This window comes from Bacillus sp. 1A (assembly GCF_052682215.1).
The window spans coordinates 540,316-562,500 of record NZ_JBQYLZ010000001.1; the positions used below are offsets into that span (position 1 = coordinate 540,316).

Genomic DNA, 22,185 nt, shown 5'->3' on the forward strand with positions numbered 1-22,185 from the left:
AAAGCGACAACATTTTATTGCAGAAATTTTTCATATTCATAATACTCAGGATAAGATGCGAGCGTTTCTTGACACGATTCACAAATCGTTTTTATATATATATTTCCATTCTCATGAAAATGAATCATCTCTACTACTTCTTGCTCTGTTAGTTGAAATAAAACGTCGCTATACACTTTTTCTGCGGTAACGGAGCCTACATTACTCCCGCAATGTCTGCAATAATAATACCCTTCCATACTAGCCTCCTAAAAATCCAATTACTACTAGTATGGGTAAAAGCAAGACAAAATATTCCCAATCATACCCTTAACTATTGAAGGTATTCATGATTTGAAGAAAAGGTTTATTTAACCATTCTTCACATGCATCCGCTGCTTTTTCAATAGAATGACTCACATCAGGAATTTCTTCCGATGTAAAACGTCCTAATACGTAATCTACTACCTTCATGCCATTTTTCGGACGATCAATTCCCATGCGGATACGTTGAAACTCTTGTGTTCCTAAATGTGAAATTGTTGATTTCACACCATTATGTCCACCAGCACTACCTTTCATACGAAGGCGTAATTTACCTACAGGGATGTCTAAATCATCGTACAGAACAACGAAGTCCTCAACATCAATTTTATAGTAATCCATGAGTGGTCGAATACTTTCCCCAGATAAATTCATATATGTAAGTGGCTTTAATAAGATTACTTTTTCTCCATTAACAAATCCTGCACCAAATATTCCTTTAAATTTTTGTTCATTCAAAGAAATATTCCAACGCTTCGCAAGTTCATCAATCGCCATAAATCCAATATTATGCCTTGTTAATTCATATTCTCTACCCGGGTTCCCAAGTCCTACTATCAATTTCATTCTTGTACCACTACTTTCTTTTTTCGATACGAAAAGACGTAACCAATCTTGGTTACGTCTCATTCTATCCAATTAATTGAATAATACACTTACAGATTCTTCTTCGTATACACGAATGATTGCTTCTCCGATTAGTGGAGCAACTGAAAGTTCATGTACTTTGTCGATTTTCTTCTCTTCTGGTAATACGATAGAGTTTGTTACAACTAACTCTTTAATATTTGAGTTTTGGATACGCTCAATTGCTGGACCAGATAATACTGGGTGTGTACAGCAAGCATATACTTCAGAAGCACCGTTCTCAACAAGAGCGTTTGCTGCTAATGTAATTGTACCAGCTGTATCAATGATGTCATCAATTAAAATTGCTGTTTTACCTTCAATATTACCGATAATGTTCATTACCTCTGATACGTTCGGACGAGGACGACGCTTATCAATAATAGCGATTGGTGCTTTTAGGCGATCTGCCATTTTTCTAGCACGAGTTACCCCACCGTGGTCAGGTGACACGATTACGATATCTTTAAGACCTTTTGTTTCAAAGTAATCTGAAAGAATCGGTACACCCATTAGGTGGTCGATTGGGATATCAAAGAACCCTTGAATTTGTGGAGCATGTAAATCTAGAGTGATTACACGAGTTGCACCTGCTGTTTCAAGCAAGTTTGCTACAAGTTTCGATGTAATTGGTTCACGAGAACGCGCTTTACGGTCTTGACGCGCATAACCATAGTAAGGAATAACAATATTAATTGTTTTTGCAGATGCACGTTTTAATGCATCGATCATAATAAGTAATTCCATGATATGTTCGTTTACTGGGAAGCTTGTAGATTGAATAATGAATACATCGCAACCACGGATACTTTCTTCAATGTTAATTTGAACTTCTCCATCACTAAAACGATCAACAGAACATTTTCCTAGTCCTACTCCAATGTGCTTTGCAATTTGCTCAGCAAGTTCCTTATTAGAGTTTAAAGAGAATACTTTCAAATTAGAATTTAGATATTGAGTCGACATCTAGATTAACCCTCCACATTATGATTTTTTCTTATTCAGCAATTGATCAACATAGTCTTCTTTGTTAACTTGACGTGCACGTGCTACAGATAATGCTTTTGATGGAACATTCTCTGTAATTGTAGAGCCTGCTGCCACATAAGCACCATCTTCAACTGTTACAGGAGCGACAAGGTTTGAATTACATCCAATAAATACCCCGTTACCAATCACAGTTTTGAATTTATTCTTACCGTCATAGTTCACCGTAATTGAACCACAACCAAGATTCACGTCTTCTCCAACTTGTGCATCCCCGATATAACTTAAGTGTGAAGCTTTACTTCTATTACCAAAAACAGTTTTTTTGATTTCCACGAAGTTTCCAACGCGTACTTCATCTCCAATAACTGAATCTGGGCGAATATGTGCAAATGGACCAACCGATACTTCTGTACCAAGTTTACTATCATGTACAGTAGATTGTCGAATTGTCGTACGATCTCCAATTTCACTATCGCGAATTACTGTGTGCGGTCCAATTTCACAATCAGAACCAATTACAGTATTCCCCTCAATAATTGTTCCTGGATGAAGAACTGTATCACTACCGATAATTGCATCAGCAGAAATATACGTGTTACTTGGATCAATAATTGTAACACCATTTACCATGTTTTTACGGTTGATACGGTTTTTCATAATAATTTCCGCTTGCGATAGAGCGACTCTGTCGTTAACACCTAACGTTTCATCGAAGTGCTCTGTTTGATAAGCCGATACGATATGACCTTCATTTTTTAAAATCTCAATAACATCTGGCAGGTAATATTCACCTTGTACGTTATCATTTGAAACTTTAGAAAGTGAGGCGAATAAAGCTTTATTATCAAAACAATACGTACCTGTATTGATTTCTTTAATAGCTAATTCTTTCTCATTGGCATCTTTATGCTCAACAATCTTTTCAACATGACCATTCTCATTACGAACGATACGACCATATCCAGCAGGTTCTTCTATGTAAGCTGTTAGCACCGTTGCCATTGCCCCTGCTTCTTTATGTTGCTGAAGCAATGCCTCCATTGTTTCAGCAGTTATTAGCGGCGTATCACCACAAATAACTAAAGTTGTTCCTTCTTCATTTGCAAGTACACTTGCAGCTTGATCGACAGCGTGTGCTGTACCAAGTTGTTCTGCTTGTAATGCAAACTCACTTACGTTTCCTAGCTGTTCTTGTACCATTTCAGCACCATGTCCTACGACTGTTACAAGTTTCTGCAATCCTAATTGCGTTACTTGATCGACAACATGCTGTACCATAGGTTTTCCACATACAGGATGAAGCACTTTGTATAGCTTAGACTTCATACGTGTGCCTTTGCCTGCAGCTAGAATCACTGCAAATCTGTTTGACATATAGACCCTCCATCGCAACCTATTTATCCATTAACGATATTATCCTAAATCATCATATATTTCAAGAAACACATTTTAACTATTAAATTTTACCATAATTCTTATACGATGTTTTACTCTTTAGTATCTTTTTTAAGAAATAAGCTATACTATTTAAAATGATTTTGAAAAAATTAGAAGTTTTCCTCTTCACTTTAATAAATTCAGAATTTTCCGTACAAAAAATAGATAAAACCACACAAAAAAACAAACTCCTGTAAATGCTTACAGGAGTTTGTTGCAAAATTATAGGGATTTCTTTAAAAAGCCCTTTTCATTCGAATTTTACGAAGCACCCGCTTCTTCAAACTCAACCTCTTCTAACTCGCCTAAACGATGATACTCTGTTAAAACCGCATCTTGAATTTTAGAGCGTGTATTAGAATTAATTGGATGTGCAATGTCACGGAATTCTCCATCTGGAGTACGTTTACTTGGCATTGCTACAAATAATCCATTATTACCATCAATTACACGAATATCATGAACAACAAATTCATGGTCTAGAGTAATAGAGGCAATTGCTCTCATGCGGCCTTCTGTGTTTACGCGGCGTAATCTTACGTCAGTCACTTCCATCTTGTGTTCACCACCCTTTTCTAAATAAGCGATATATTTGTATAAATTCCACAAAATTTCTATTTTCCCTTTAATTTTTTAAAAATTTTTAAGATAAAAATTTTTAATGTAATTGAATATAGAGATTAGTGGAGGTTATCGCTTACAAAAGATTACTTAACTAGGGCAATTACTTCGATTTCAATTGAAACATCTTTCGGTAATTTTGCTACTTGTACACAAGAACGAGCTGGCTTATGAGTAGAGAAATAAGAGCCGTATACTTCATTAACAGCATTAAAATCATCCATATCTTTTAAGAATACTGTTGTTTTTACTACTGTATCAAATGAAGCACCTGCTTCTTCTAATACCGCTTGTAAATTTTGAAATACTTGCTCTGTTTGTACTGTCACGTCTCCTGCTACAAGCTCTCCACTTGCAGTTAACGGAATTTGTCCTGAACTGTAAAACATATTATTTACAATAATCCCTTGTGAATATGGTCCAATTGCTTGTGGTGCATTGCTTGTTTGAACAACTTTCATATTTTTTCACCCTTTTATTATTTATTTTTACTCTTTAAAAATAGTGCACGAAAAGCAGTTTGTCCATCTATTTTATAATTTATAAATAGAATAAAAAAAAGATAAAGCGATCTGCTTTACCTTTTTACTCAGCCTCTACAAGCCCTTCATCAAATGGTGCCAGTGAATAATTTCCCTTTTCCACTTGAATCGCTTTTTCTTTCACATCAACTTCTGATAGACGAATTAATGATACAAAATTATTAATTAGTCGTTCTTCAATATCCGTGGATTCTACTAATACACCAATACCAACAACATTAGCCTTAAACTCTTCTAACATACTCATCATACCTTGAATTGTCCCGCCGGCTTTCATGAAGTCATCAATAATTAAAACATTTGATCCCTCTGGAAGGCTACGCTTTGCTAACGTCATTGTTTGAATTCGCTTAGAAGAACCTGATACATAGTTAATACTAACAGTTGGGCCTTCTGTTACCTTATTATCTTTCCTTGCAATTACTACCGGTACATCTAAGTAATTTGCCACCGCATAAGCAAGTGGAATCCCCTTCGTTGCCACCGTCATAACCGCATCAATTGGTTGCCTAGCAAAAACAGAAGCAAACAAACGACCTGCGCCATTAATATGGCGAGGATTACTTAAAAGATCTGTCATATATAAATAACCACCAGGCAAAATACGATCTGTATTTTCAAATAAGCTACAAAGCTCACCAATAATTAGATCTGCCTCTTCCTCACTTATATATGGTATATATTTCACTCCTCCTGCTGCTCCTGGTACCGTTTGCAATGTGCCGACCCCTTGTTGTTCAAACGTTTGCTTAATAATAACTAAATCTTCACTAATGGAAGACTTAGCTGATTGATACCTTTCAGCAAAAAAAGTGAGAGAAACTAGCTGACGAGGGTTTTGTAACAAGTAATACGTCATATCGACTAATCTTGTACTTCGTCTAATTTTCATACTCTCACCTCAAATCACGAATATTCTAAACAAATCATAACGTATTATACGTCTTTATTCAAGCGTTTCTCGCTCTCCTAATAAACGTACTGCGTATACTTGTTCACAAAATCCTTTTAATCCGTTATATATACGATGCATTCGCGAATCATGGTGCACAAGACCAAATACGGTTGGGCCACTTCCACTCATTAATACGGCATCCGCCCCAAATCGCTTCATCTGTGCCTTAATACGTGCAACTTCAGGATGCATCGCAAACGTTACATCTTCTAAAACATTACCAACAGCATCACAAATCCCTTTGTAGTCCCCAGCATTTATGACGTTAACCATTTTATCTACATTTGGATGTGTAACTCGATTTAACTTTAAATTTCCATACACATCAGCAGTAGATACACCAATATGGGGTTTTGCTAAAATAACCCAACAAGAAGGTGGAGTTTTTATGTGCTCAATTTGCTCTCCTCTTCCAGTGGCAATTGCTGTCCCACCATATACACAAAACGATACATCTGATCCGATTTTTGCGCCAAGCTCTGCTAACTGATCAATTGTAAGCCCTAAATTCCATAATTTATTAAGGCCACGTAATGTCGCTGCTGCATCACTACTTCCACCTGCTAATCCAGCTGCTACTGGAATCGTTTTTTCAATAGTAATAGATACGCCTTTTTTCACATTAAACTTCTCTTTTAATAATTTCGCTGCTTGATAAGCTAAATTTCTTTGGTCGTCTGGGACATACCGATTATGGGATAAAATTTCAATACGGTCTTCTGCTAATTCCATTAGTTCTAAACGATCCGCTAAATCAATTGTTGTCATAATCATTTTCACTTCATGATATCCGTCTTGTCTTTTTCCCAGTACATCTAACGACAGATTAATCTTTGCTGGTGCTTTCACTAGTAGCTTCAATCTATTCACCCACTCTATGTACTCAATCTTTTATCGTTTATTTTACCATAAATTTATAGTAAGACGATGACACTTCCCTAATTATAACGAAAAGCATTCAGAATGAAACTACTTATGTAAAATGATGGCACCTTTTCGAGTACAAAAAGCCGAGGAATCACTCCTCGGCTACCGTAGCATAGAAAGTATCTTACAACTACTGGTTTTGTTTCATTAATTGCTGTTCTGCAATTTCTATAGCACGTTTCACCATGTTACCAGCATCTTTCGCACGAATTCCGCCCCAGCCTTCTTTCTGAACAACATCATAAAAGCCTAGCTCTTTTGCAAGCTCTTCTTTAAATTGATTTGACATGACACCTCTTCGTCTACTCAATGCAGAGTCCCTCCTTATTTTGCTACGGTATAATTAGTATGCAAAATAATATAGCTTTTCATTTGTGGGAATATATGTAACGATACATGAATTATAAAATCACTTCATTATGAGGTTCACCATAAAACGTTAACTCTACTGTCTCTGTTAAAACATCCGCATAGCTATATGATACACGTTGCAACGCATCTTCTTGCTGATCCAATTGTACAACAAAAACAGAACGGTACGTTTCTGCAAGTACACCTGATTGTTCTACTGTTTTTCTTCTCCCACTATTTGCCTTTAACATCAGTCTCTGTCCAAGATGGTGATCTAATTCGCTTTTAATTTCATCTAAACGTTTTGACATATACTTCGTTACACCTCGCTGTAATTTAGATTGAACACTTAAAACACGATATATCTATCCCAATTATTAACCGCAACTCACAGACAATATCATTATAAAAGCATCATGCGTTCAAATAGATAGAAGAAATACTATATTGTAAAAGTATCATTATGTAGTCTGCGCGTTCTTGTCTCTTTTTATCCAAGCTGATTTAAATCCTTCCCATACAAAAAAGCAAGATACATATGTACCTTGCTTATTCTTCATAATGTTGAAAGGGTAATCCAGTTCGTAAAATCCCCCTCGTCTCAATCCCGCCAAGTCCCTTTTCGCCGGTAATCGTATTACGTACAACATCCCATACATTTACTCTTTCCATAAATGACGTAAAACTAATTTTACCAACCACATATACAGGATCTAGTGCGTGAATATTAATTCTAGATGGTGAACTAGCAAAGTTAGCACCTGCTCGAATTAATGCTTCAAAGTGTGATTGGCATGCCCCAGCAAAAATAACGAGTTGATCCAATGATGGATATTTTTTTCTCACTTCTCGAACAGCCTGTACAAAATGCCTTGAATGCCTATATGCTGCTAAATCTCCCTTTACCCCTTTTGATTTTGTATATGCATCGTGCCCCGTAATAACTAAAATGTCTGGACGAAAATGATCTATTAAATCTACTACCTTTTCATGCATCTCTGTTTCTTTACAATGAATACCTTGTACAGGAACACCAATTTTATTATATAAGTCTAAGCACTTGCGCAAATATAACGGGTCCCCATCTATATGCAATACACGTCCTGGCATTTGAAAATAATTCACCTCACTTGTATATCCACCCGTTGAAGTGTGTTCATGCCTTTGTTTCATTAATACATAATCTTGTTGAAACAAACGATACGTACGCTCCATCGTTTCTTTCTCACGCTTCGCTCTTTTTTTATGCTCTCGTTGATCTATACTAATTAAATCTTCAAGTGGCGCATCTGCCACCAGTCTAATTTCCTCTCCAAATAATATAGCTATCTCGCCTTTTATTTCTATAATACGAAAAAGGATATCCCTATTATGAGAATATCGTTCCACTAATTCTCCAACATGTAAAACCATTCTCCTACCTCCAAACTCGTTAGGCCATCTTACCTGTTTTTAAAGTATGAATGTAGGAGAGGAAAGGTGACAAAAGGGACAGTTCAAGTTGAACTGTCCCTTTTCTATTCTTATGACAATTTATGAAGAACTAATGCATTACTTAATGTTGCAAACTCCTCGATAGATAGCGTTTCGCCTCTTCGTTTTGGATCAATTCCTATTTCTGTTAAAATTCGATCCAACAGCTCTTTATCTTTCGGGAAACCATTTAAATTATTTGATAAATTATTCATTAAAGTTTTACGACGCTGTGCAAAACTTGCTCGTACTACTTCAAAGAAGAATGCCTCATCTGTTACTTCTACAACTGGTTTCGGGCGCTTTAGGAGACGAATAATCGCAGAATCAACATTTGGTTGTGGCACAAACACTGTACGTGGTACAGTCATAACTGTTTCTACCTCTGTATAATACTGAATAGCAATGGATAAAGAACCATACTCTTTCGTTCCAGGTTTAGCAGCTAAACGATCTCCAACTTCTTTTTGCATCATAACAACAAATCCACGAACCGGTAATTTCTCTTCCAACAATTTAAATAAAATTGGCGTTGTAATATAGTACGGTAAGTTCGCTACTACCATTACATCTTGCCCTTCCTCAAATTGCTCACTAAACACCTCATGTACATCTGCCTTTAGTACGTCTTTATTTATAACTGTAACGTTGCTATATGGAGCTAACGTCTCATCTAAAATCGGTAATAACCTCTGATCAATTTCAAAAGCTACTACTTTTTTAGCACGCTTCGCTAATTGTTCTGTTAACGCACCGATACCTGGTCCAATTTCAATTGCACCACTTTCTGAACAAATTTCAGCGTGATCGACAATACGATTTAATACATTCGTATCAATTAAAAAATTTTGTCCTAAACTTTTTTTGAATGAAAATCCATACTTTTCAACAATGTCTTTCGTACGATTTGGCGTTGCGATATCCTTCATTTTCTTTCCTCCTGTATGACTTGCTTATAAGCTTCTGCAAACGATTCTTTTGAAACTTGAAACATTTGTAAACGTTTATGTAACTGTTTTGCGTTTGTATAACCAATCTTTAATAGCTTACCCATTCTTTCTCTGCGACTCTTTGCCATTTCTCCGCCCACTAAGCCTGCATCGACTAAATCGCTCCAACTAATTTCACTTGTGTAAGCTTCCATTTCTTCATGTATATTCTCTAAAGCACGGCGAATTGATTCATTAGAAGCATGTTCAATCCCGACACCCTTTTTCCTTTTGGCAAGTGCTTCTTCCTTCGGTAAAAAAGCATGTTTACATCCAGGCACCTTATCAGAAATAATTTTTCGAATACGCTCTCCAGGATAATCCGGATCTGTGAAAATAATAACGCCCCGTTTTTGCAGCGCTAATTTAACTTGCTCAATAACATGATCACCGATTGCTGAACCGTTCGTTTCAATTGTATCCGCATCAACAGCACGCTTAATCGCAACTGTATCATCTTTACCTTCTACAACGATAATCTCTTTAATTTTCATGCTTGCCTCCACACTCGTTTCGTCTCTACTTAGTAAAACAAAAAAATGACGACTTTTCCATTATTATTTTCCCCATTCTTACATTTTAAAAAATAGAATGTCCCAAACTTTGTTCTCTCTTCTTATTGTAACACTTCCTCATTCGCCCTTATTTTTTCACAAAAATAAAAAAGAATGGGTTCTCCCACTCCTTTTTATTCAACACCAAATAAAGCTTTTGCATTTTTTGTTGTTATTTCTGCTACTTCCTCATAAGAAATTCCTTTTAAATTCGCAATTTCTTCTGCTACGAGTTTTACATAACTCGGTTCATTTCGTTTTCCTCGAAATGGATGTGGTGTTAAATATGGACAATCTGTCTCTATCAACAATTTCTCTAATGGAATCTCCACAGCAACTTCTTTCGGCTTCTTAGCATTTTTAAATGTAACTGGTCCGCCTAACGAAATTAAAAAGTTCATATCAACACATCGCTCTGCTACTTCTACGCTGCCGCTAAAGCAATGCATAATGCCTCCCACTTCAGCTGCATTCTCTTCTTCTAGAATATCAACAATATCTTGAGTTGCATCGCGGTTATGTATAATAATCGGCAATTTCACCTTTTTGGCTAATGCAATTTGTTTACGGAATACTTCCTTCTGTATTTCTTTTGGAGACTTATCCCAATGATAATCTAATCCCATCTCTCCAAGTGCAACGACTTTAGGATGAGAAGCAAGTTCTTCTAACCAAGCTAGATGTTCTTCTGTCATGTCAATTGCATCAACTGGATGCCATCCAACTGCAGCGTAAATAAAATCATAAGTTTCAGCTAATTCAATCGCCTTTTTTATCGTTACTTCATCAAAACCAACAACAACTGTATAGGTAACTCCCGCTTCTTTCATTCGTGCAATAACCTCTTGCAAATCTTCTTCAAATTGCTCTGCATTCAAATGTGAATGTGTATCAAACAACATAATACATAACTCCTTTTATATTGAAATCAAGTTTATTCTAAAAAATAAGCTCTTTAATAACTTAACGATAACAATACTATAATTTTAATGCAAAAATAGAGAGTGTAAAAAGAAAAAAGACGCTTCACACATGTTACACGTGAAACATCTCTTTTCTTGTCTTAATTACTTGATCTTTGTACCGTTTGGTAGATTTTGGTCGATTGATGCTAATGATAATACGCCATTCTCTTCACCCGCTAAAATCATACCTTGTGATAATTCACCGCGTAATTTTACAGGTTTTAAGTTTGTTACACAAATAACCTTTTTACCTTTTAGGTCTTCCGGCGAATAGAATTTTGCAATTCCTGAAACAACTTGACGCTTTTCTGTACCTAAATCCAGCTGAATTTTTAACAACTTATCTGCTTTTTTCACAGGTTCAGCTGATAGTACTTCAGCTACGCGTAATTCTACTTTAAAGAAATCATCAATTGTAATTTCTTCTGCTTTCGGTTCTTCTTCTTTTTTCTCTTCTACTTTAGGAGCGGAGCTTTTCATTTGTTCTTTAATGTACCCTACTTCTACTTCCATTTCTAAACGCGGGAAAATCGGGTTTCCTTTTTCTACTTTTGTTCCAGCTGGAATACAGCCAATTGTAGATAGGCTTTCCCAAGATTTATGTGCCTCTTCAGTAAGTCCAAGCTGAGCAAACATCTTACTTGGTGCTACTGTTAGGAACGGCATAAGCATAATACCTGTTTGACGGAGCACCTCTGCTAAGTGAGCCATTACAGAAGCTAATTTTTCACGATCATTCTCATCTTTCGCTAATACCCACGGTTGTGTTTCATCAATATATTTATTTGCACGGCTAACCAATTGCCAAATTGAACTTAGCGCTACAGAGAATTCCATATTCTCCATTGCCTCTTCTACTTTTTTCAATGTATCTTTTGCAAACGTTACTAACGTTTCATCGAATTCCGTTACATTTGCTTTAAATGCAGGGATTTCTCCGTTAAAGTACTTATCAATCATAGCTACTGTACGATTTAATAAGTTACCTAAGTCATTTGCTAAATCGAAATTAATGCGCTCCACAAATCCTTCTGGTGTGAATACGCCATCAGATCCGAATGGAACTTCACGAAGTAAGTAATAACGTAATGCATCTAATCCGTAACGATCGATTAAAGTAACTGGATCTACTACGTTTCCTTTTGACTTACTCATCTTTCCATCTTTCATTAAAATCCAACCATGAGCAAAGATTTTTTTCGGAAGAGGTAAATCTAATGCCATTAAAATGATTGGCCAATAAATTGTATGGAAACGAACGATTTCTTTTCCAACTAAATGTACATCAGCTGGCCAGAATTTCTTATACATCTCTTCATTTTCTGTTCCATAACCTAATGCTGTAATGTAGTTAGATAATGCGTCAACCCATACGTAAATAACGTGTTTCGGGTTACCTGGAACACGAACTCCCCAGTCAAATGAAGTACGAGAAACAGCTAAATCTTCTAGGCCTGGTTTAATGAAGTTATTAATCATCTCATTCTTACGAGACTCTGGCTGAATGAAATGTGGATTATCTTCATAGAATTTTAATAGTCTGTCGACATATTTACCCATTCTAAAGAAATACGATTCTTCACGAACAAGTTCTACATCATGACCACTATCTGGGCTTTTTCCTCCAACTACTTTTTCACCTTCCATAATTGGATCTACTAATTGATGCTCTGTATAGAATGTCTCATCTTGTACAGAATACCAACCTTCATATTCATCAAGATAAATATCACCTTGATCTACTAGTTGCTTGAAGATTTTTTCAACAACATCTTTATGACGATCTTCAGTTGTACGAATAAAATCATCATAAGAGATATCCATTTTCTCCCAAAGATCTTTAATTCCTGCAACAATGTTATCCACATATGCTTGTGGTGTAACATTTAATTCTTCTGCTTTCTTTTGGATCTTCTGTCCATGCTCATCAGTTCCTGTTAAATAATGAACATTGTATCCTTGCATACGCTTATATCGTGCCATCGCATCTCCTGCTACTGTTGTATAAGCATGTCCAATGTGTAATTTTCCACTTGGATAATAAATTGGGGTAGTAATATAAAAGGACTTATTTTCCTCTGTCATTGTTTTGGACCTCCCGGATAACCTCATATGTATTTATAAATAGTATATCAAAAACTTATATATAAAGTGAAACTTTAATCTGTGGGGGTTTTGTTCACTCCCGCGGATTATTAGCCCGCACCAATCAGGCTTTTACGAGCAATCCGACTCAAACTTAACTTCTTTGCTCCAGCCAAATTTTAAATTTAGAATCTTATTGCCTGGCAAATAGCGGGATAAAAACGAGTTAATACTTAATATCTTTATCATCTATTGCTCATATTTCAAGAAAATATACAGTTCTTACTTACAATCTATAAATTTTTCTGAAAATAAAGTGAAATAATAGTAGAAATTACTCTCATTCTATTATATATAAGAAGTAAGAAATCTATAAATCTTTTTAAAAAATATAGAATTAAAGAATTGACGGAAATGTAAATGATTGGTATCATATGTCCATAGGGTATTTTGTCGAAAAATGACGAATCTAGAAAATAGACTCGAAACTTATAAACTATTTCTTTAGGAGGAAAAGAATTATGAAATCTACTGGTATCGTTCGTAAAGTTGATGAATTAGGTCGTGTAGTAATTCCAATCGAATTACGCCGTACTTTAGGTATTGCAGAAAAGGATGCTCTTGAAATCTACGTTGATGACGAGAAAATCATCTTAAAAAAATATAAACCAAACATGACTTGCCAAGTAACTGGTGAAGTATCTGATGGTAACCTATCTTTAGCTGAAGGTAAAATTATCTTAAGCAAAGAAGGCGCTGAGCGAATCTTAAACGAACTTCAAGATTATATCGAAACAGCAAAATAAGCTTCTCAATTATGAGAAGCTTATTTTTTATCGACATGATAGATTTGATATACATCGCGTTTTGACAAATCTCGATCTTTAGCGACTGTTTTTATTGCCTCTTTTGAATTCATACCTTTTTCGTTTATATAATGTTCAATATGATCATATACCGAAATAGATTCCCACCATTGTTCTTCCGGGGTAGGTTCTTCCGTTGAACCAGCTACTAAAATACAAAACTCGCCACGAACTTCATTTTGTTTCGTCCACTCAATTGCTTCCTCAACTGTTCCACGAATAAATTCCTCAAATTTTTTCGTTAACTCTCGACATAATACAATTTCTCTATTTCCCAACACTTCTTGCATCGAGATTAAAGTATCATCTAAACGATGGGGCGCTTCATAAAACATCATTGTAGTTTGTACATAACGAAGCTTCTCTAACTCCATTTTTCTTTCTTTTTTATTTCTTTGTAAAAATCCATAGAAATAAAATTGTTTTGTTTCAAGACCTGATGCAATTAATGCTGTAAGGGCTGCATTTGCCCCAGGAAGCGGGATTACATGATACTGTTCTGCTACAGCCTCTACAACAATATCGTAACCTGGATCGGAAATACAAGGCATACCAGCATCACTAACAAGTGCTACAGTCTTTCCTTCGTCTAACTTCCCTAATATTTTCTTACCACTTACTTCCTTATTATGCTCATGGTAACTCATAACGGGGGTTTCAATTTCGAAATAATTACAAAGTTTTTTCGTTTGTCTCGTATCTTCAGCAGCAATTAAATCAGCTTCTTTTAAAATTCGGATTGCACGAAATGTCATATCTTCTAAATTTCCAATAGGAGTTGGTACTAAATATAAAACTCCCTTTTCATTTTGTTGAAAGCTTTTTTGTTGCCACATAGCGTTCTCCTTTTTGCATATATTCTTCTTTTTGTTTTCTATTTAACTGCTTAAAATAATACTCTGCTTGCATAGCTGTACGCTTATCTTCATGAAATTCTATGTATTTTAAAACAACAGGAAGTCTAGCACGCGTATACCTAGCCCCTTTTCCACTATTATGGGTCTGAATCCGCTTCTCTATATGATTTGTATATCCAGCATAATAACTTCCGTCAGAGCACTCTACTACATAAAAACAATGCTTATTCTTCTCCATATAAAATTGAACGAATCTCCTTTGTATATTCATTATTTGCTTCATATACAAAAAGAGGGGGCAATATTTTCAAATCTGCGTTTCCATCTTTAATTCCTTCAATTAACAATGTATTCGCTTCTTTCCCTGCCTTAGGATAAACAAATCGTACACGCTTTGGTTCAATTTTGTATTTACGCATTAATGTAACAATATCTAGCAAACGACCTGGACGATGTACAAATGCTACTTTCCCACCTTGCTTTACTAACTGACTACTTGCAGATACAACATCCTCTAATGTACACATAATTTCATGGCGAGCTATCGCTAAATGTTCATTCATATTTTTCTCAGAAGTTGCAGGTGTTTGAAAATAAGGGGGATTACATGTAACTACATCATATTGATGACGTCCAAGTTTCTCCGGCATATCTTTCAAATCCCCATGTATTAAGTGAATTCTTTCTTCTAACTTATTGTATTGAACGCTTCTGATTCCCATATCATATAAACGTTCTTGAATTTCTACACCTGTAATGTTTCCCTTTGTTCTTGTACTTAATAAAAGGGGGACAACTGCGTTACCTGTACACAGATCAAGTACATTACCTTTTTGAATCGGCACCCAAGCAAAGTCTGCAAGTAAAACAGCATCTAACGAGAAATTGAATACTGATGGGCTTTGTACAATCTTCATATCTTGCGCTAATAAGTAATCTAAACGTTCATCTTCATATAAATTCATATGTTACTCCTTTTCTTACACTTAACCTACCCTATTTCATCTTCTACTAATAAAAAAACATATTTCATTCTACTCTCATGTATAAAAAATTACCTTTCCAATTATCATTGGAAAGGTAATTTCACTTTTTATTTAAAAATGACAGGCAGAATAAACAATCTCCCTCTTTACGTACACTTCCATAATGCAGATTACAAATATGAAAACCTTCTTGATATAGCCTTGCTAAATTATCGTAGCCTTCGCCAATATCAGTTGTCTTCGGCTTCACTTCTTTACGTTTTTGAGTTTTTTGTTTTTCCTTAATCTGCACTTCTTCAAAGCGGTGTCGCAAATTTTCATTTTCCATTTTTATATGTTGGTTCTCTTCCAACAACTCTGCAAGATGTTGTTTTAATTCTCCCAACTGTTTGTATAAATGTCCAATTTGCTCTTCCATACTAGAAACCGATGCAAAAATATCTTTTTTCTCCACAAGCACCCACCTCATTAATCTGTGGTTTGACTCGAAACGACCCCTTTATTCACTAACTCATCTAACGTATATTCTACTATCCGTTCCTTGTCTACTAGTTCCACTTGAATTAATCTTTCTAAAATATTTAATCCGATAACACGGCCAGTACCATGCGGGGTTTGTATACGTTGATCTAAATCAGGAAGTTGTTCCTTTGCTGCCTCATATTCATCATTCTCATATTTTAAGCAACACATTAAGCGACCACATAAACCAGAGATTTTTGCAGGATTTAATGATAAATTTTGATCCTTTGCCATCTTAATGGATACAGGTTCAAAATCTCCTAAAAAAGTAGAACAACAAAGCATACGACCACACGGACCAATACCACCAAGCATCTTCGCTTCATCACGAACACCAATTTGTCTTAGTTCAATTCTTGTCCTAAAAATTGCCGCTAAGTCCTTCACTAGTTCGCGGAAATCAATCCGACCATCCGCAGTAAAGTAGAAAATAATCTTATTGCGATCGAACGTATACTCTACATCTACAAGTTTCATATCAAGATTATGCTCTACTACCTTTTGCTGACAAACTTGATATGCTTCTTTTGCAGCATGTTTGTTCTCTTCAACAATGGTACGATCATTTTCATTTGCAATACGAATAACCTTTTTTAGCGGTAATACAACGTCGTTTTCATCAACTTGCTTTTTGGTAATAACTACTTTTCCGTACTCAATACCTCTTACTGTTTCTACAATTACAAACTCATTTTCAGAGATATCGAACTGATTCGGATCGAAGTAATACACCTTTCCGGCCTTCTTAAAGCGAACACCTACTACATCATACAAAACGGTCATCCCTCCTGCAACCGCAACACTAACTGTTCGAACACAAGCTGCGCATTTACATTAGCGTTGATTCTATTTTTTGCCTCTAATATATTAAAGAGAGCTGATACAATGCGCTTCTGAGCATAGGAGAAAGATTCAAACATCTCTTTCTGCTCATGAAAAACAAGACGATCTTCTTCTCCAAGTTGAACATATAATAAATCCTTATAAATAAGGAGCAACATATCTAAACCTTGCTGTAATTGTTCTTTCTCTCTAAAGTGTTTCCCCCATTTTTCTTGTACAAAAAAAATAGAGGCTTTATCCTTTTCGAGCGCTTCACATAATTTTATCACTAAAGCTCGTGCTTGTGCAAACCATTCATCACTACATAAAGCTAAAGCTTCATCAAAACTATTCGTGAGTTGCGCAGCAAGTGTCGATAAAGATGCCGTAATACCTTCATCCTGTAATCTTCTAATTAAAGATTCCGTAGGTAACGGTCTAAATGTAACAACTTGACAGCGAGATAAAATCGTATTTAAAATTTGATGACTTTGTTCAGTAAGTAAAATAGCTGTTGTATCACTACTTGGTTCTTCTAAAAATTTTAAAAGTGTATTCGCTGCATTTGCTGTCATACGATCTGCGTGCTCAATAATATATACTTTTTTATTTGCTTCTAATCCTGTTTTTGAAAACTCTTCTTGTAAATCATGAATTTGCTGTTTCTTAATAGATAATCCGTCTGGTTTTACAATATGTAAGTTAGGGTGGTTACCTGAATCAATTCGCTTACAATTTGTACATACGTGACAAGGCTCTACCCCATTCCGCCCAGAACAGAGGAAGCTCTTTGCCATTTGAATTGCCGTTGCAAACTTTCCAGTCCCTTTCCCTCCCTCTAACAAGTAAGCGTGGGATATACGCTCTTTTGCAATGCTATTCATCAACATTTTTACACCGATGGGTTGTATAGCAGAAAGCTGCTCCCACGTCTTCGTCATAATGCATACCTCACTTATTTCATTCTTTCCTTCTATTATAACAATTTATCTTCTATAATCTGAACAACTTCTTCTATAAGTTTTTCCATTGGTTGATCAGCATTTACCAATACAATACGATCTGAGAAACGTTCTACAACTTGTAAATATCCTTCACGGACACGTTCATGGAAAGAGATATCTTCCATATCTAATCGATTTACTTCACGTCCTGCATCTTTTTCAATGCGAGCTAAACCAATCTCTGGTTCAATGTCTAGGTAAATCGTTAAACTAGGCATACAGTCCTCTGTTGCGAAACGATTTATTTCAAATACTTTATCCATACCTAACCCTCTTGCATATCCTTGATACGCTAAAGAGCTATCTATAAAACGATCACATAATACAAGGTAGTCCTCGTTAAGTGCTGGCATAACCTTTTCCACCAAATGTTGTCTACGTGCAGCAGCATACAGAAGCGCCTCTGTACGTGCTTCCATCATCGTATATTCTTGTTTATGTAAAATTGTTCTAATATCCTCTGAAATTGCAATGCCACCTGGTTCTCTCGTCGCCATTACCTTTTGTTCTTTTTGTTCAAAGTACGGCAATAAACTTTTAATTAACGTTGTTTTACCCGAACCTTCTGGACCTTCAATTGTTACAAATAATCCCTTCATCCTAAAACCTACTTTCTATATCATACACTTTCATATATTTCGTGCTACCTTGAAAACGAGCGCCTGATTGCTCTAAATACATAATTTGCTCTTTATGTTCTGAAGTAATTCTTTCTCCATACATAATCAATGGAATTCCAGGTGGGTACGGAATTACCATTTCTGCCGCTATCATCCCAACTGCTTCTTCTACAGATACTACTTTTGTTTCATATCCTTCCAGTTGTTTATATGTATACGGTAAAGGAGAAAATTCTCCTTTATAAGTATAACGAATAGATTCCTTCTTGTCTTTCACCTCATAATATCGCAATGCCCCTCGGATCATCTCTATAGCCTTCATATACTCCTTATTTACTTGCAAGGGCAAAATAAATAGGACATTATACGGATCCGCCATTTCTGTATATATACCGACCTTTTCAAATACAGACTGTAATTCGTACCCTGATAACTGACAACGTGTCTGTACAGTAACCTTTAAATGGTCTTGTAATGGATACTGTAAAATAGCTATTTGTGGAATAGAACACAATTCGTCTTTAAATCCCCGTAAAAACTCGACTATTTCATCATGTCCCTTTTCTTTTATACGTGCTATTGTAAAGCGTGCAATATCAAGAGAAGTCATAATTGGATACGATGGACTACTAGATTGTAGCATACTTAAATAGGTAGAAACTTTTTCTTCTTTCACTAAGCGACTATTTATATGTAAATAGGACCCCATCGTCATCGCGGGTAATGTTTTATGTGCAGAATGAACTACAATATCTGCACCATATGCTAATGCTGACTTTGGAAATGCCCCTCCTAAACAAAAATGGGCTCCATGTGCTTCATCTACTAAAACGGGGATTTTATGTGCATGTGCATAAGCGATGCTTGCCTCCAGATCCATTCCCATACCATAATAATTAGGATGCGTTAAAATGAGTGCTTTAGCATTTGGATATTTTTCAATTGCTTCCTTAATAATTTCATCATGAATTCCCACTGGTACATTATAAGCTTCATCAATCCATGGATCTAAAAAAATTGGATTTGCGCCCGCTAATTTTAAACCATTAATAATTGATTTATGACAATTTCTTTGTACAAGAACAATATCATGTTCCCCACAACAAGACAAAATCATTGCTAGGTTCCCTACTGTTGAACCATTAATTAAAAAATAACTTTTTTTCACTTCATATACATCAGCTAATAACTGTTGTGCCTCATCTATACATTCAAACGGACTATGTAAATCATCTAACCCTGACAACTCAGTTACATCGATAGATAGTATATCTTTAAACTCCCCTACAGCTTCCTGAGGGAAGTTTAAACCATTTTTATGACCTGGAACATGAAAGGATAACGGCCCTCTTTCTTTAAACTCTGTTAATGCCTCATATAAAGGTATGCGATTTTGATTCATCTATATCTCTTCCTTATTATTTCATTCTTCCTCTATTATACAGAACAAAAAAAATAATAGGCATATGCCTATTTAAAAATATGATACTTCTAATTTCCGAAGCTGTTTTAAATAATATATATACTTCGGATCATTTGTCTCCGTATTCACCATATCCTTTTCACATTCATAACATATTAAATTATTATAAACATATATCCCTTCTTTTCTTTCTGTCTCACAAACAATACAAACTTCATTTTGTGCTTTCATAACCTTCCCTCCCTATTTAAATGGACATATTTTATACTTCTATTCCTTAACAATTTACAGAAAAATATACATCCACCTCTTATATAATATGATTAACCCTTGGGCAACGTGTTTGTATTACCATTACTTCTTTTTTCGTACTGTTTGAAAACAGAAAAAAACACAAGTCAAAAGACTTGTGTTTTTAGTTGCTTGGCGACGTCCTACTCTCACAGGGACAAGGTCCCAACTACCATCGGCGCTAGAGAGCTTAACTTCCGTGTTCGGTATGGGAACGGGTGTGACCTCTCTGCCATCATCACCAAACTATGAAGGCATATTCCTTCAAAACTAGATAACATTTGCTTCATATTATATGGTTAAGTCCTCGATCTATTAGTATTCGTCAGCTCCACATGTCACCATGCTTCCACCTCGAACCTATCAACCTGATCATCTTTCAGGGATCTTACTAGCTTACGCTATGGGAAATCTCATCTTGAGGGGGGCTTCATGCTTAGATGCTTTCAGCACTTATCCCTTCCGCACATAGCTACCCAGCTATGCCCTTGGCAGAACAACTGGTACACCAGCGGTGCGTCCATCCCGGTCCTCTCGTACTAAGGACAGCTCCTCTCAAATTTCCTACGCCCACGACGGATAGGGACCGAACTGTCTCACGACGTTCTGAACCCAGCTCGCGTACCGCTTTAATGGGCGAACAGCCCAACCCTTGGGACCGACTACAGCCCCAGGATGCGATGAGCCGACATCGAGGTGCCAAACCTCCCCGTCGATGTGGACTCTTGGGGGAGATAAGCCTGTTATCCCCGGGGTAGCTTTTATCCGTTGAGCGATGGCCCTTCCATGCGGAACCACCGGATCACTAAGCCCGACTTTCGTCCCTGCTCGACTTGTAGGTCTCGCAGTCAAGCTCCCTTATGCCTTTGCACTCTACGAATGATTTCCAACCATTCTGAGGGAACCTTTGGGCGCCTCCGTTACACTTTAGGAGGCGACCGCCCCAGTCAAACTGCCCACCTGACACTGTCTCCCGGGTCGATAAGACCCGTAGGTTAGAATTTCAATACAGTCAGGGCGGTATCCCACCAGCGCCTCCACCGAAGCTAGCGCTCCGGTTTCAATGGCTCCCGCCTATCCTGTACAAACTGTACCAAAATTCAATATCAGGCTACAGTAAAGCTCCACGGGGTCTTTCCGTCCTGTCGCGGGTAACCTGCATCTTCACAGGTACTATAATTTCACCGAGTCTCTGGTTGAGACAGTGCCCAAATCGTTACACCTTTCGTGCGGGTCGGAACTTACCCGACAAGGAATTTCGCTACCTTAGGACCGTTATAGTTACGGCCGCCGTTTACTGGGGCTTCAGTTCAGAGCTTCGCTTACGCTAACCCCTCTCCTTAACCTTCCAGCACCGGGCAGGTGTCAGCCCCTATACTTCGCCTTACGGCTTCGCAGAGACCTGTGTTTTTGCTAAACAGTCGCTTGGGCCTATTCACTGCGGCTTTCCGTTAAGAAAGCACCCCTTCTCCCGAAGTTACGGGGTCATTTTGCCGAGTTCCTTAACCAGAGTTCTCTCGCACACCTTAGGATTCTCTCCTCGCCTACCTGTGTCGGTTTGCGGTACAGGCACCTTTTATCTCGCTAGAAGCTTTTCTTGGCAGCGGGGAATCAAAGACTTCGCTCCATAAGGAGCTTCCCCATCACAGCTCAGCCTTCACGATAAGCGGATTTGCCTACTTATCAGCCTAACTGCTTGGACGTGCACAACCAATCGCACGCTTCTTCTATCCTTCTGCGTCCCTCCATTGCTCAAACGATAAAGAGGTGGTACAGGAATATCAACCTGTTGTCCATCGCCTACGCCTGTCGGCCTCGGCTTAGGTCCTGACTAACCCTGAGCGGACGAGCCTTCCTCAGGAAACCTTAGGCATTCGGTGGACGGGATTCTCACCCGTCTTTCGCTACTCATACCGGCATTCTCACTTCTAAACGCTCCACCAGTCCTTCCGGTCTGACTTCACTGCACTTAGAA

25 protein-coding genes and 2 rRNA genes (1 of these 27 only partly in view) are annotated in these 22,185 nt (G+C 36.9%); 1 reads left to right on the forward strand and 26 read right to left on the reverse strand.

The window, feature by feature from the left end; translation table 11 throughout:
- Positions 1–14: 14 nt before the first annotated feature.
- From ACUN0F_RS02960 to metG, 15 genes are all read right to left on the reverse strand, one after another.
- Positions 15–239 (reverse strand): anti-sigma-F factor Fin family protein, encoded by a 225-nt coding sequence (locus ACUN0F_RS02960; RefSeq protein ID WP_000399441.1) that lies wholly within the window; start codon positions 237–239, stop codon positions 15–17.
- 70 nt (positions 240–309) lie between these two features.
- Positions 310–870 (reverse strand): aminoacyl-tRNA hydrolase, encoded by a 561-nt coding sequence (pth, locus tag ACUN0F_RS02965; protein WP_078183735.1) that lies wholly within the window; start codon positions 868–870, stop codon positions 310–312.
- A 72-nt stretch (positions 871–942) separates the two neighbouring features.
- Entirely contained in the window at positions 943–1,896 is a 954-nt protein-coding gene (locus ACUN0F_RS02970; protein WP_000107420.1) for a ribose-phosphate diphosphokinase, read from the reverse strand.
- An 18-nt stretch (positions 1,897–1,914) separates the two neighbouring features.
- Complete coding sequence (glmU, locus tag ACUN0F_RS02975; RefSeq protein WP_000071045.1) at positions 1,915–3,294, reverse strand: bifunctional UDP-N-acetylglucosamine diphosphorylase/glucosamine-1-phosphate N-acetyltransferase GlmU; 1,380 nt, start codon at positions 3,292–3,294, stop codon at positions 1,915–1,917.
- A 324-nt stretch (positions 3,295–3,618) separates the two neighbouring features.
- Positions 3,619–3,912, reverse strand: coding sequence for a septation regulator SpoVG (gene spoVG, locus ACUN0F_RS02980; RefSeq protein ID WP_000454042.1), 294 nt, complete (start codon positions 3,910–3,912; stop codon positions 3,619–3,621).
- Between the two features lie 152 nt (positions 3,913–4,064).
- Entirely contained in the window at positions 4,065–4,439 is a 375-nt protein-coding gene (locus ACUN0F_RS02985; protein ID WP_000869826.1) for a RidA family protein, read from the reverse strand.
- A gap of 124 nt (positions 4,440–4,563) precedes the next feature.
- On the reverse strand, positions 4,564–5,412 hold the full coding sequence (gene purR, locus ACUN0F_RS02990; RefSeq protein ID WP_264463105.1) for a pur operon repressor: 849 nt from the start codon (positions 5,410–5,412) through the stop codon (positions 4,564–4,566).
- A 54-nt stretch (positions 5,413–5,466) separates the two neighbouring features.
- Positions 5,467–6,336: a 4-(cytidine 5'-diphospho)-2-C-methyl-D-erythritol kinase gene (ispE, locus tag ACUN0F_RS02995; protein ID WP_264463104.1), complete on the reverse strand. Its 870-nt coding sequence runs from the start codon at positions 6,334–6,336 to the stop codon at positions 5,467–5,469.
- Between the two features lie 196 nt (positions 6,337–6,532).
- Complete coding sequence (sspF, locus tag ACUN0F_RS03000; RefSeq protein ID WP_001985066.1) at positions 6,533–6,712, reverse strand: acid-soluble spore protein SspF; 180 nt, start codon at positions 6,710–6,712, stop codon at positions 6,533–6,535.
- Positions 6,713–6,803: 91 nt separating this feature from the next.
- Positions 6,804–7,064: a biofilm formation stimulator Veg gene (veg, locus tag ACUN0F_RS03005; protein ID WP_000044349.1), complete on the reverse strand. Its 261-nt coding sequence runs from the start codon at positions 7,062–7,064 to the stop codon at positions 6,804–6,806.
- Between the two features lie 238 nt (positions 7,065–7,302).
- Positions 7,303–8,166 carry a sporulation peptidase YabG gene (gene yabG, locus ACUN0F_RS03010; protein ID WP_000242870.1) on the reverse strand — a complete coding sequence of 288 codons (864 nt, stop codon included), beginning with the start codon at positions 8,164–8,166 and terminating at the stop codon, positions 7,303–7,305.
- 110 nt (positions 8,167–8,276) lie between these two features.
- Positions 8,277–9,155, reverse strand: coding sequence for a 16S rRNA (adenine(1518)-N(6)/adenine(1519)-N(6))-dimethyltransferase RsmA (gene rsmA, locus ACUN0F_RS03015; protein ID WP_264463103.1), 879 nt, complete (start codon positions 9,153–9,155; stop codon positions 8,277–8,279).
- Positions 9,152–9,709, reverse strand: a complete 558-nt coding sequence (gene rnmV / locus ACUN0F_RS03020) for a ribonuclease M5 (RefSeq protein WP_000692830.1) — start codon at positions 9,707–9,709, stop codon at positions 9,152–9,154. The genes rsmA and rnmV overlap by 4 nt, the downstream gene beginning before the upstream one ends.
- A 194-nt stretch (positions 9,710–9,903) precedes the next feature.
- Positions 9,904–10,671 carry a TatD family hydrolase gene (locus ACUN0F_RS03025; RefSeq protein WP_000895836.1) on the reverse strand — a complete coding sequence of 256 codons (768 nt, stop codon included), beginning with the start codon at positions 10,669–10,671 and terminating at the stop codon, positions 9,904–9,906.
- A 165-nt stretch (positions 10,672–10,836) separates the two neighbouring features.
- Positions 10,837–12,819: a methionine--tRNA ligase gene (metG, locus tag ACUN0F_RS03030; RefSeq protein WP_149293679.1), complete on the reverse strand. Its 1,983-nt coding sequence runs from the start codon at positions 12,817–12,819 to the stop codon at positions 10,837–10,839.
- Between the two features lie 521 nt (positions 12,820–13,340).
- Here metG and ACUN0F_RS03035 point away from each other — a divergent pair.
- Entirely contained in the window at positions 13,341–13,625 is a 285-nt protein-coding gene (locus ACUN0F_RS03035) for an AbrB/MazE/SpoVT family DNA-binding domain-containing protein (RefSeq protein WP_000843039.1), read from the forward strand.
- Positions 13,626–13,645: 20 nt separating this feature from the next.
- Here the strand turns inward: ACUN0F_RS03035 and rsmI are convergent, their stop codons facing one another.
- The 11 genes from rsmI to ACUN0F_RS03090 all read right to left on the reverse strand — a co-directional run.
- Positions 13,646–14,521 (reverse strand): 16S rRNA (cytidine(1402)-2'-O)-methyltransferase, encoded by an 876-nt coding sequence (gene rsmI / locus ACUN0F_RS03040; protein ID WP_000267812.1) that lies wholly within the window; start codon positions 14,519–14,521, stop codon positions 13,646–13,648.
- Entirely contained in the window at positions 14,490–14,780 is a 291-nt protein-coding gene (locus tag ACUN0F_RS03045) for a GIY-YIG nuclease family protein (RefSeq protein ID WP_000414343.1), read from the reverse strand. The genes rsmI and ACUN0F_RS03045 overlap by 32 nt, the downstream gene beginning before the upstream one ends.
- On the reverse strand, positions 14,767–15,507 hold the full coding sequence (locus ACUN0F_RS03050; protein ID WP_088079977.1) for a tRNA1(Val) (adenine(37)-N6)-methyltransferase: 741 nt from the start codon (positions 15,505–15,507) through the stop codon (positions 14,767–14,769). The genes ACUN0F_RS03045 and ACUN0F_RS03050 overlap by 14 nt, the downstream gene beginning before the upstream one ends.
- Positions 15,508–15,628: 121 nt before the next feature.
- Entirely contained in the window at positions 15,629–15,982 is a 354-nt protein-coding gene (gene yabA, locus ACUN0F_RS03055) for a DNA replication initiation control protein YabA (protein WP_000412057.1), read from the reverse strand.
- A gap of 14 nt (positions 15,983–15,996) precedes the next feature.
- Entirely contained in the window at positions 15,997–16,824 is an 828-nt protein-coding gene (locus tag ACUN0F_RS03060; protein WP_000272429.1) for a PSP1 domain-containing protein, read from the reverse strand.
- Between the two features lie 5 nt (positions 16,825–16,829).
- Positions 16,830–17,813: a DNA polymerase III subunit delta' gene (gene holB / locus ACUN0F_RS03065; protein ID WP_046954526.1), complete on the reverse strand. Its 984-nt coding sequence runs from the start codon at positions 17,811–17,813 to the stop codon at positions 16,830–16,832.
- A gap of 35 nt (positions 17,814–17,848) precedes the next feature.
- Positions 17,849–18,475 (reverse strand): dTMP kinase, encoded by a 627-nt coding sequence (gene tmk / locus ACUN0F_RS03070; RefSeq protein WP_445539106.1) that lies wholly within the window; start codon positions 18,473–18,475, stop codon positions 17,849–17,851.
- Position 18,476: 1 nt separating this feature from the next.
- Positions 18,477–19,898, reverse strand: a complete 1,422-nt coding sequence (locus tag ACUN0F_RS03075; RefSeq protein ID WP_264463102.1) for an aminotransferase class I/II-fold pyridoxal phosphate-dependent enzyme — start codon at positions 19,896–19,898, stop codon at positions 18,477–18,479.
- Positions 19,899–19,970: 72 nt separating this feature from the next.
- On the reverse strand, positions 19,971–20,150 hold the full coding sequence (locus ACUN0F_RS03080; protein ID WP_000647291.1) for a sigma factor G inhibitor Gin: 180 nt from the start codon (positions 20,148–20,150) through the stop codon (positions 19,971–19,973).
- 190 nt (positions 20,151–20,340) lie between these two features.
- Positions 20,341–20,456 (reverse strand): 5S ribosomal RNA (gene rrf / locus ACUN0F_RS03085).
- 49 nt (positions 20,457–20,505) lie between these two features.
- A 23S ribosomal RNA gene (locus ACUN0F_RS03090) occupies positions 20,506–22,185 on the reverse strand (it continues 1,242 nt past the right edge of the window).

Excerpts from the sequence above, each read along its gene's own strand:
- ACUN0F_RS02960 (WP_000399441.1), bottom strand. The coding sequence starts at position 239 with ATGGAAGGGTATTATTATTGCAGACATTGCGGGAGTAATGTAGGCTCC.
- pth (WP_078183735.1), bottom strand. The coding sequence starts at position 870 with ATGAAATTGATAGTAGGACTTGGGAACCCGGGTAGAGAATATGAATTA.
- ACUN0F_RS02970 (WP_000107420.1), bottom strand. The coding sequence starts at position 1,896 with ATGTCGACTCAATATCTAAATTCTAATTTGAAAGTATTCTCTTTAAAC.
- glmU (WP_000071045.1), bottom strand. The coding sequence starts at position 3,294 with ATGTCAAACAGATTTGCAGTGATTCTAGCTGCAGGCAAAGGCACACGT.
- spoVG (WP_000454042.1), bottom strand. The coding sequence starts at position 3,912 with ATGGAAGTGACTGACGTAAGATTACGCCGCGTAAACACAGAAGGCCGC.
- ACUN0F_RS02985 (WP_000869826.1), bottom strand. The coding sequence starts at position 4,439 with ATGAAAGTTGTTCAAACAAGCAATGCACCACAAGCAATTGGACCATAT.
- purR (WP_264463105.1), bottom strand. The coding sequence starts at position 5,412 with ATGAAAATTAGACGAAGTACAAGATTAGTCGATATGACGTATTACTTG.
- veg (WP_000044349.1), bottom strand. The coding sequence starts at position 7,064 with ATGTCAAAACGTTTAGATGAAATTAAAAGCGAATTAGATCACCATCTT.
- yabG (WP_000242870.1), bottom strand. The coding sequence starts at position 8,166 with ATGGTTTTACATGTTGGAGAATTAGTGGAACGATATTCTCATAATAGG.
- rsmA (WP_264463103.1), bottom strand. The coding sequence starts at position 9,155 with ATGAAGGATATCGCAACGCCAAATCGTACGAAAGACATTGTTGAAAAG.
- rnmV (WP_000692830.1), bottom strand. The coding sequence starts at position 9,709 with ATGAAAATTAAAGAGATTATCGTTGTAGAAGGTAAAGATGATACAGTT.
- ACUN0F_RS03025 (WP_000895836.1), bottom strand. The coding sequence starts at position 10,671 with ATGTTGTTTGATACACATTCACATTTGAATGCAGAGCAATTTGAAGAA.
- metG (WP_149293679.1), bottom strand. The coding sequence starts at position 12,819 with ATGACAGAGGAAAATAAGTCCTTTTATATTACTACCCCAATTTATTAT.
- ACUN0F_RS03035 (WP_000843039.1), top strand. The coding sequence starts at position 13,341 with ATGAAATCTACTGGTATCGTTCGTAAAGTTGATGAATTAGGTCGTGTA.
- rsmI (WP_000267812.1), bottom strand. The coding sequence starts at position 14,521 with ATGTGGCAACAAAAAAGCTTTCAACAAAATGAAAAGGGAGTTTTATAT.
- ACUN0F_RS03045 (WP_000414343.1), bottom strand. The coding sequence starts at position 14,780 with ATGGAGAAGAATAAGCATTGTTTTTATGTAGTAGAGTGCTCTGACGGA.
- ACUN0F_RS03050 (WP_088079977.1), bottom strand. The coding sequence starts at position 15,507 with ATGAATTTATATGAAGATGAACGTTTAGATTACTTATTAGCGCAAGAT.
- holB (WP_046954526.1), bottom strand. The coding sequence starts at position 17,813 with ATGACGAAGACGTGGGAGCAGCTTTCTGCTATACAACCCATCGGTGTA.
- tmk (WP_445539106.1), bottom strand. The coding sequence starts at position 18,475 with ATGAAGGGATTATTTGTAACAATTGAAGGTCCAGAAGGTTCGGGTAAA.
- ACUN0F_RS03075 (WP_264463102.1), bottom strand. The coding sequence starts at position 19,898 with ATGAATCAAAATCGCATACCTTTATATGAGGCATTAACAGAGTTTAAA.
- ACUN0F_RS03080 (WP_000647291.1), bottom strand. The coding sequence starts at position 20,150 with ATGAAAGCACAAAATGAAGTTTGTATTGTTTGTGAGACAGAAAGAAAA.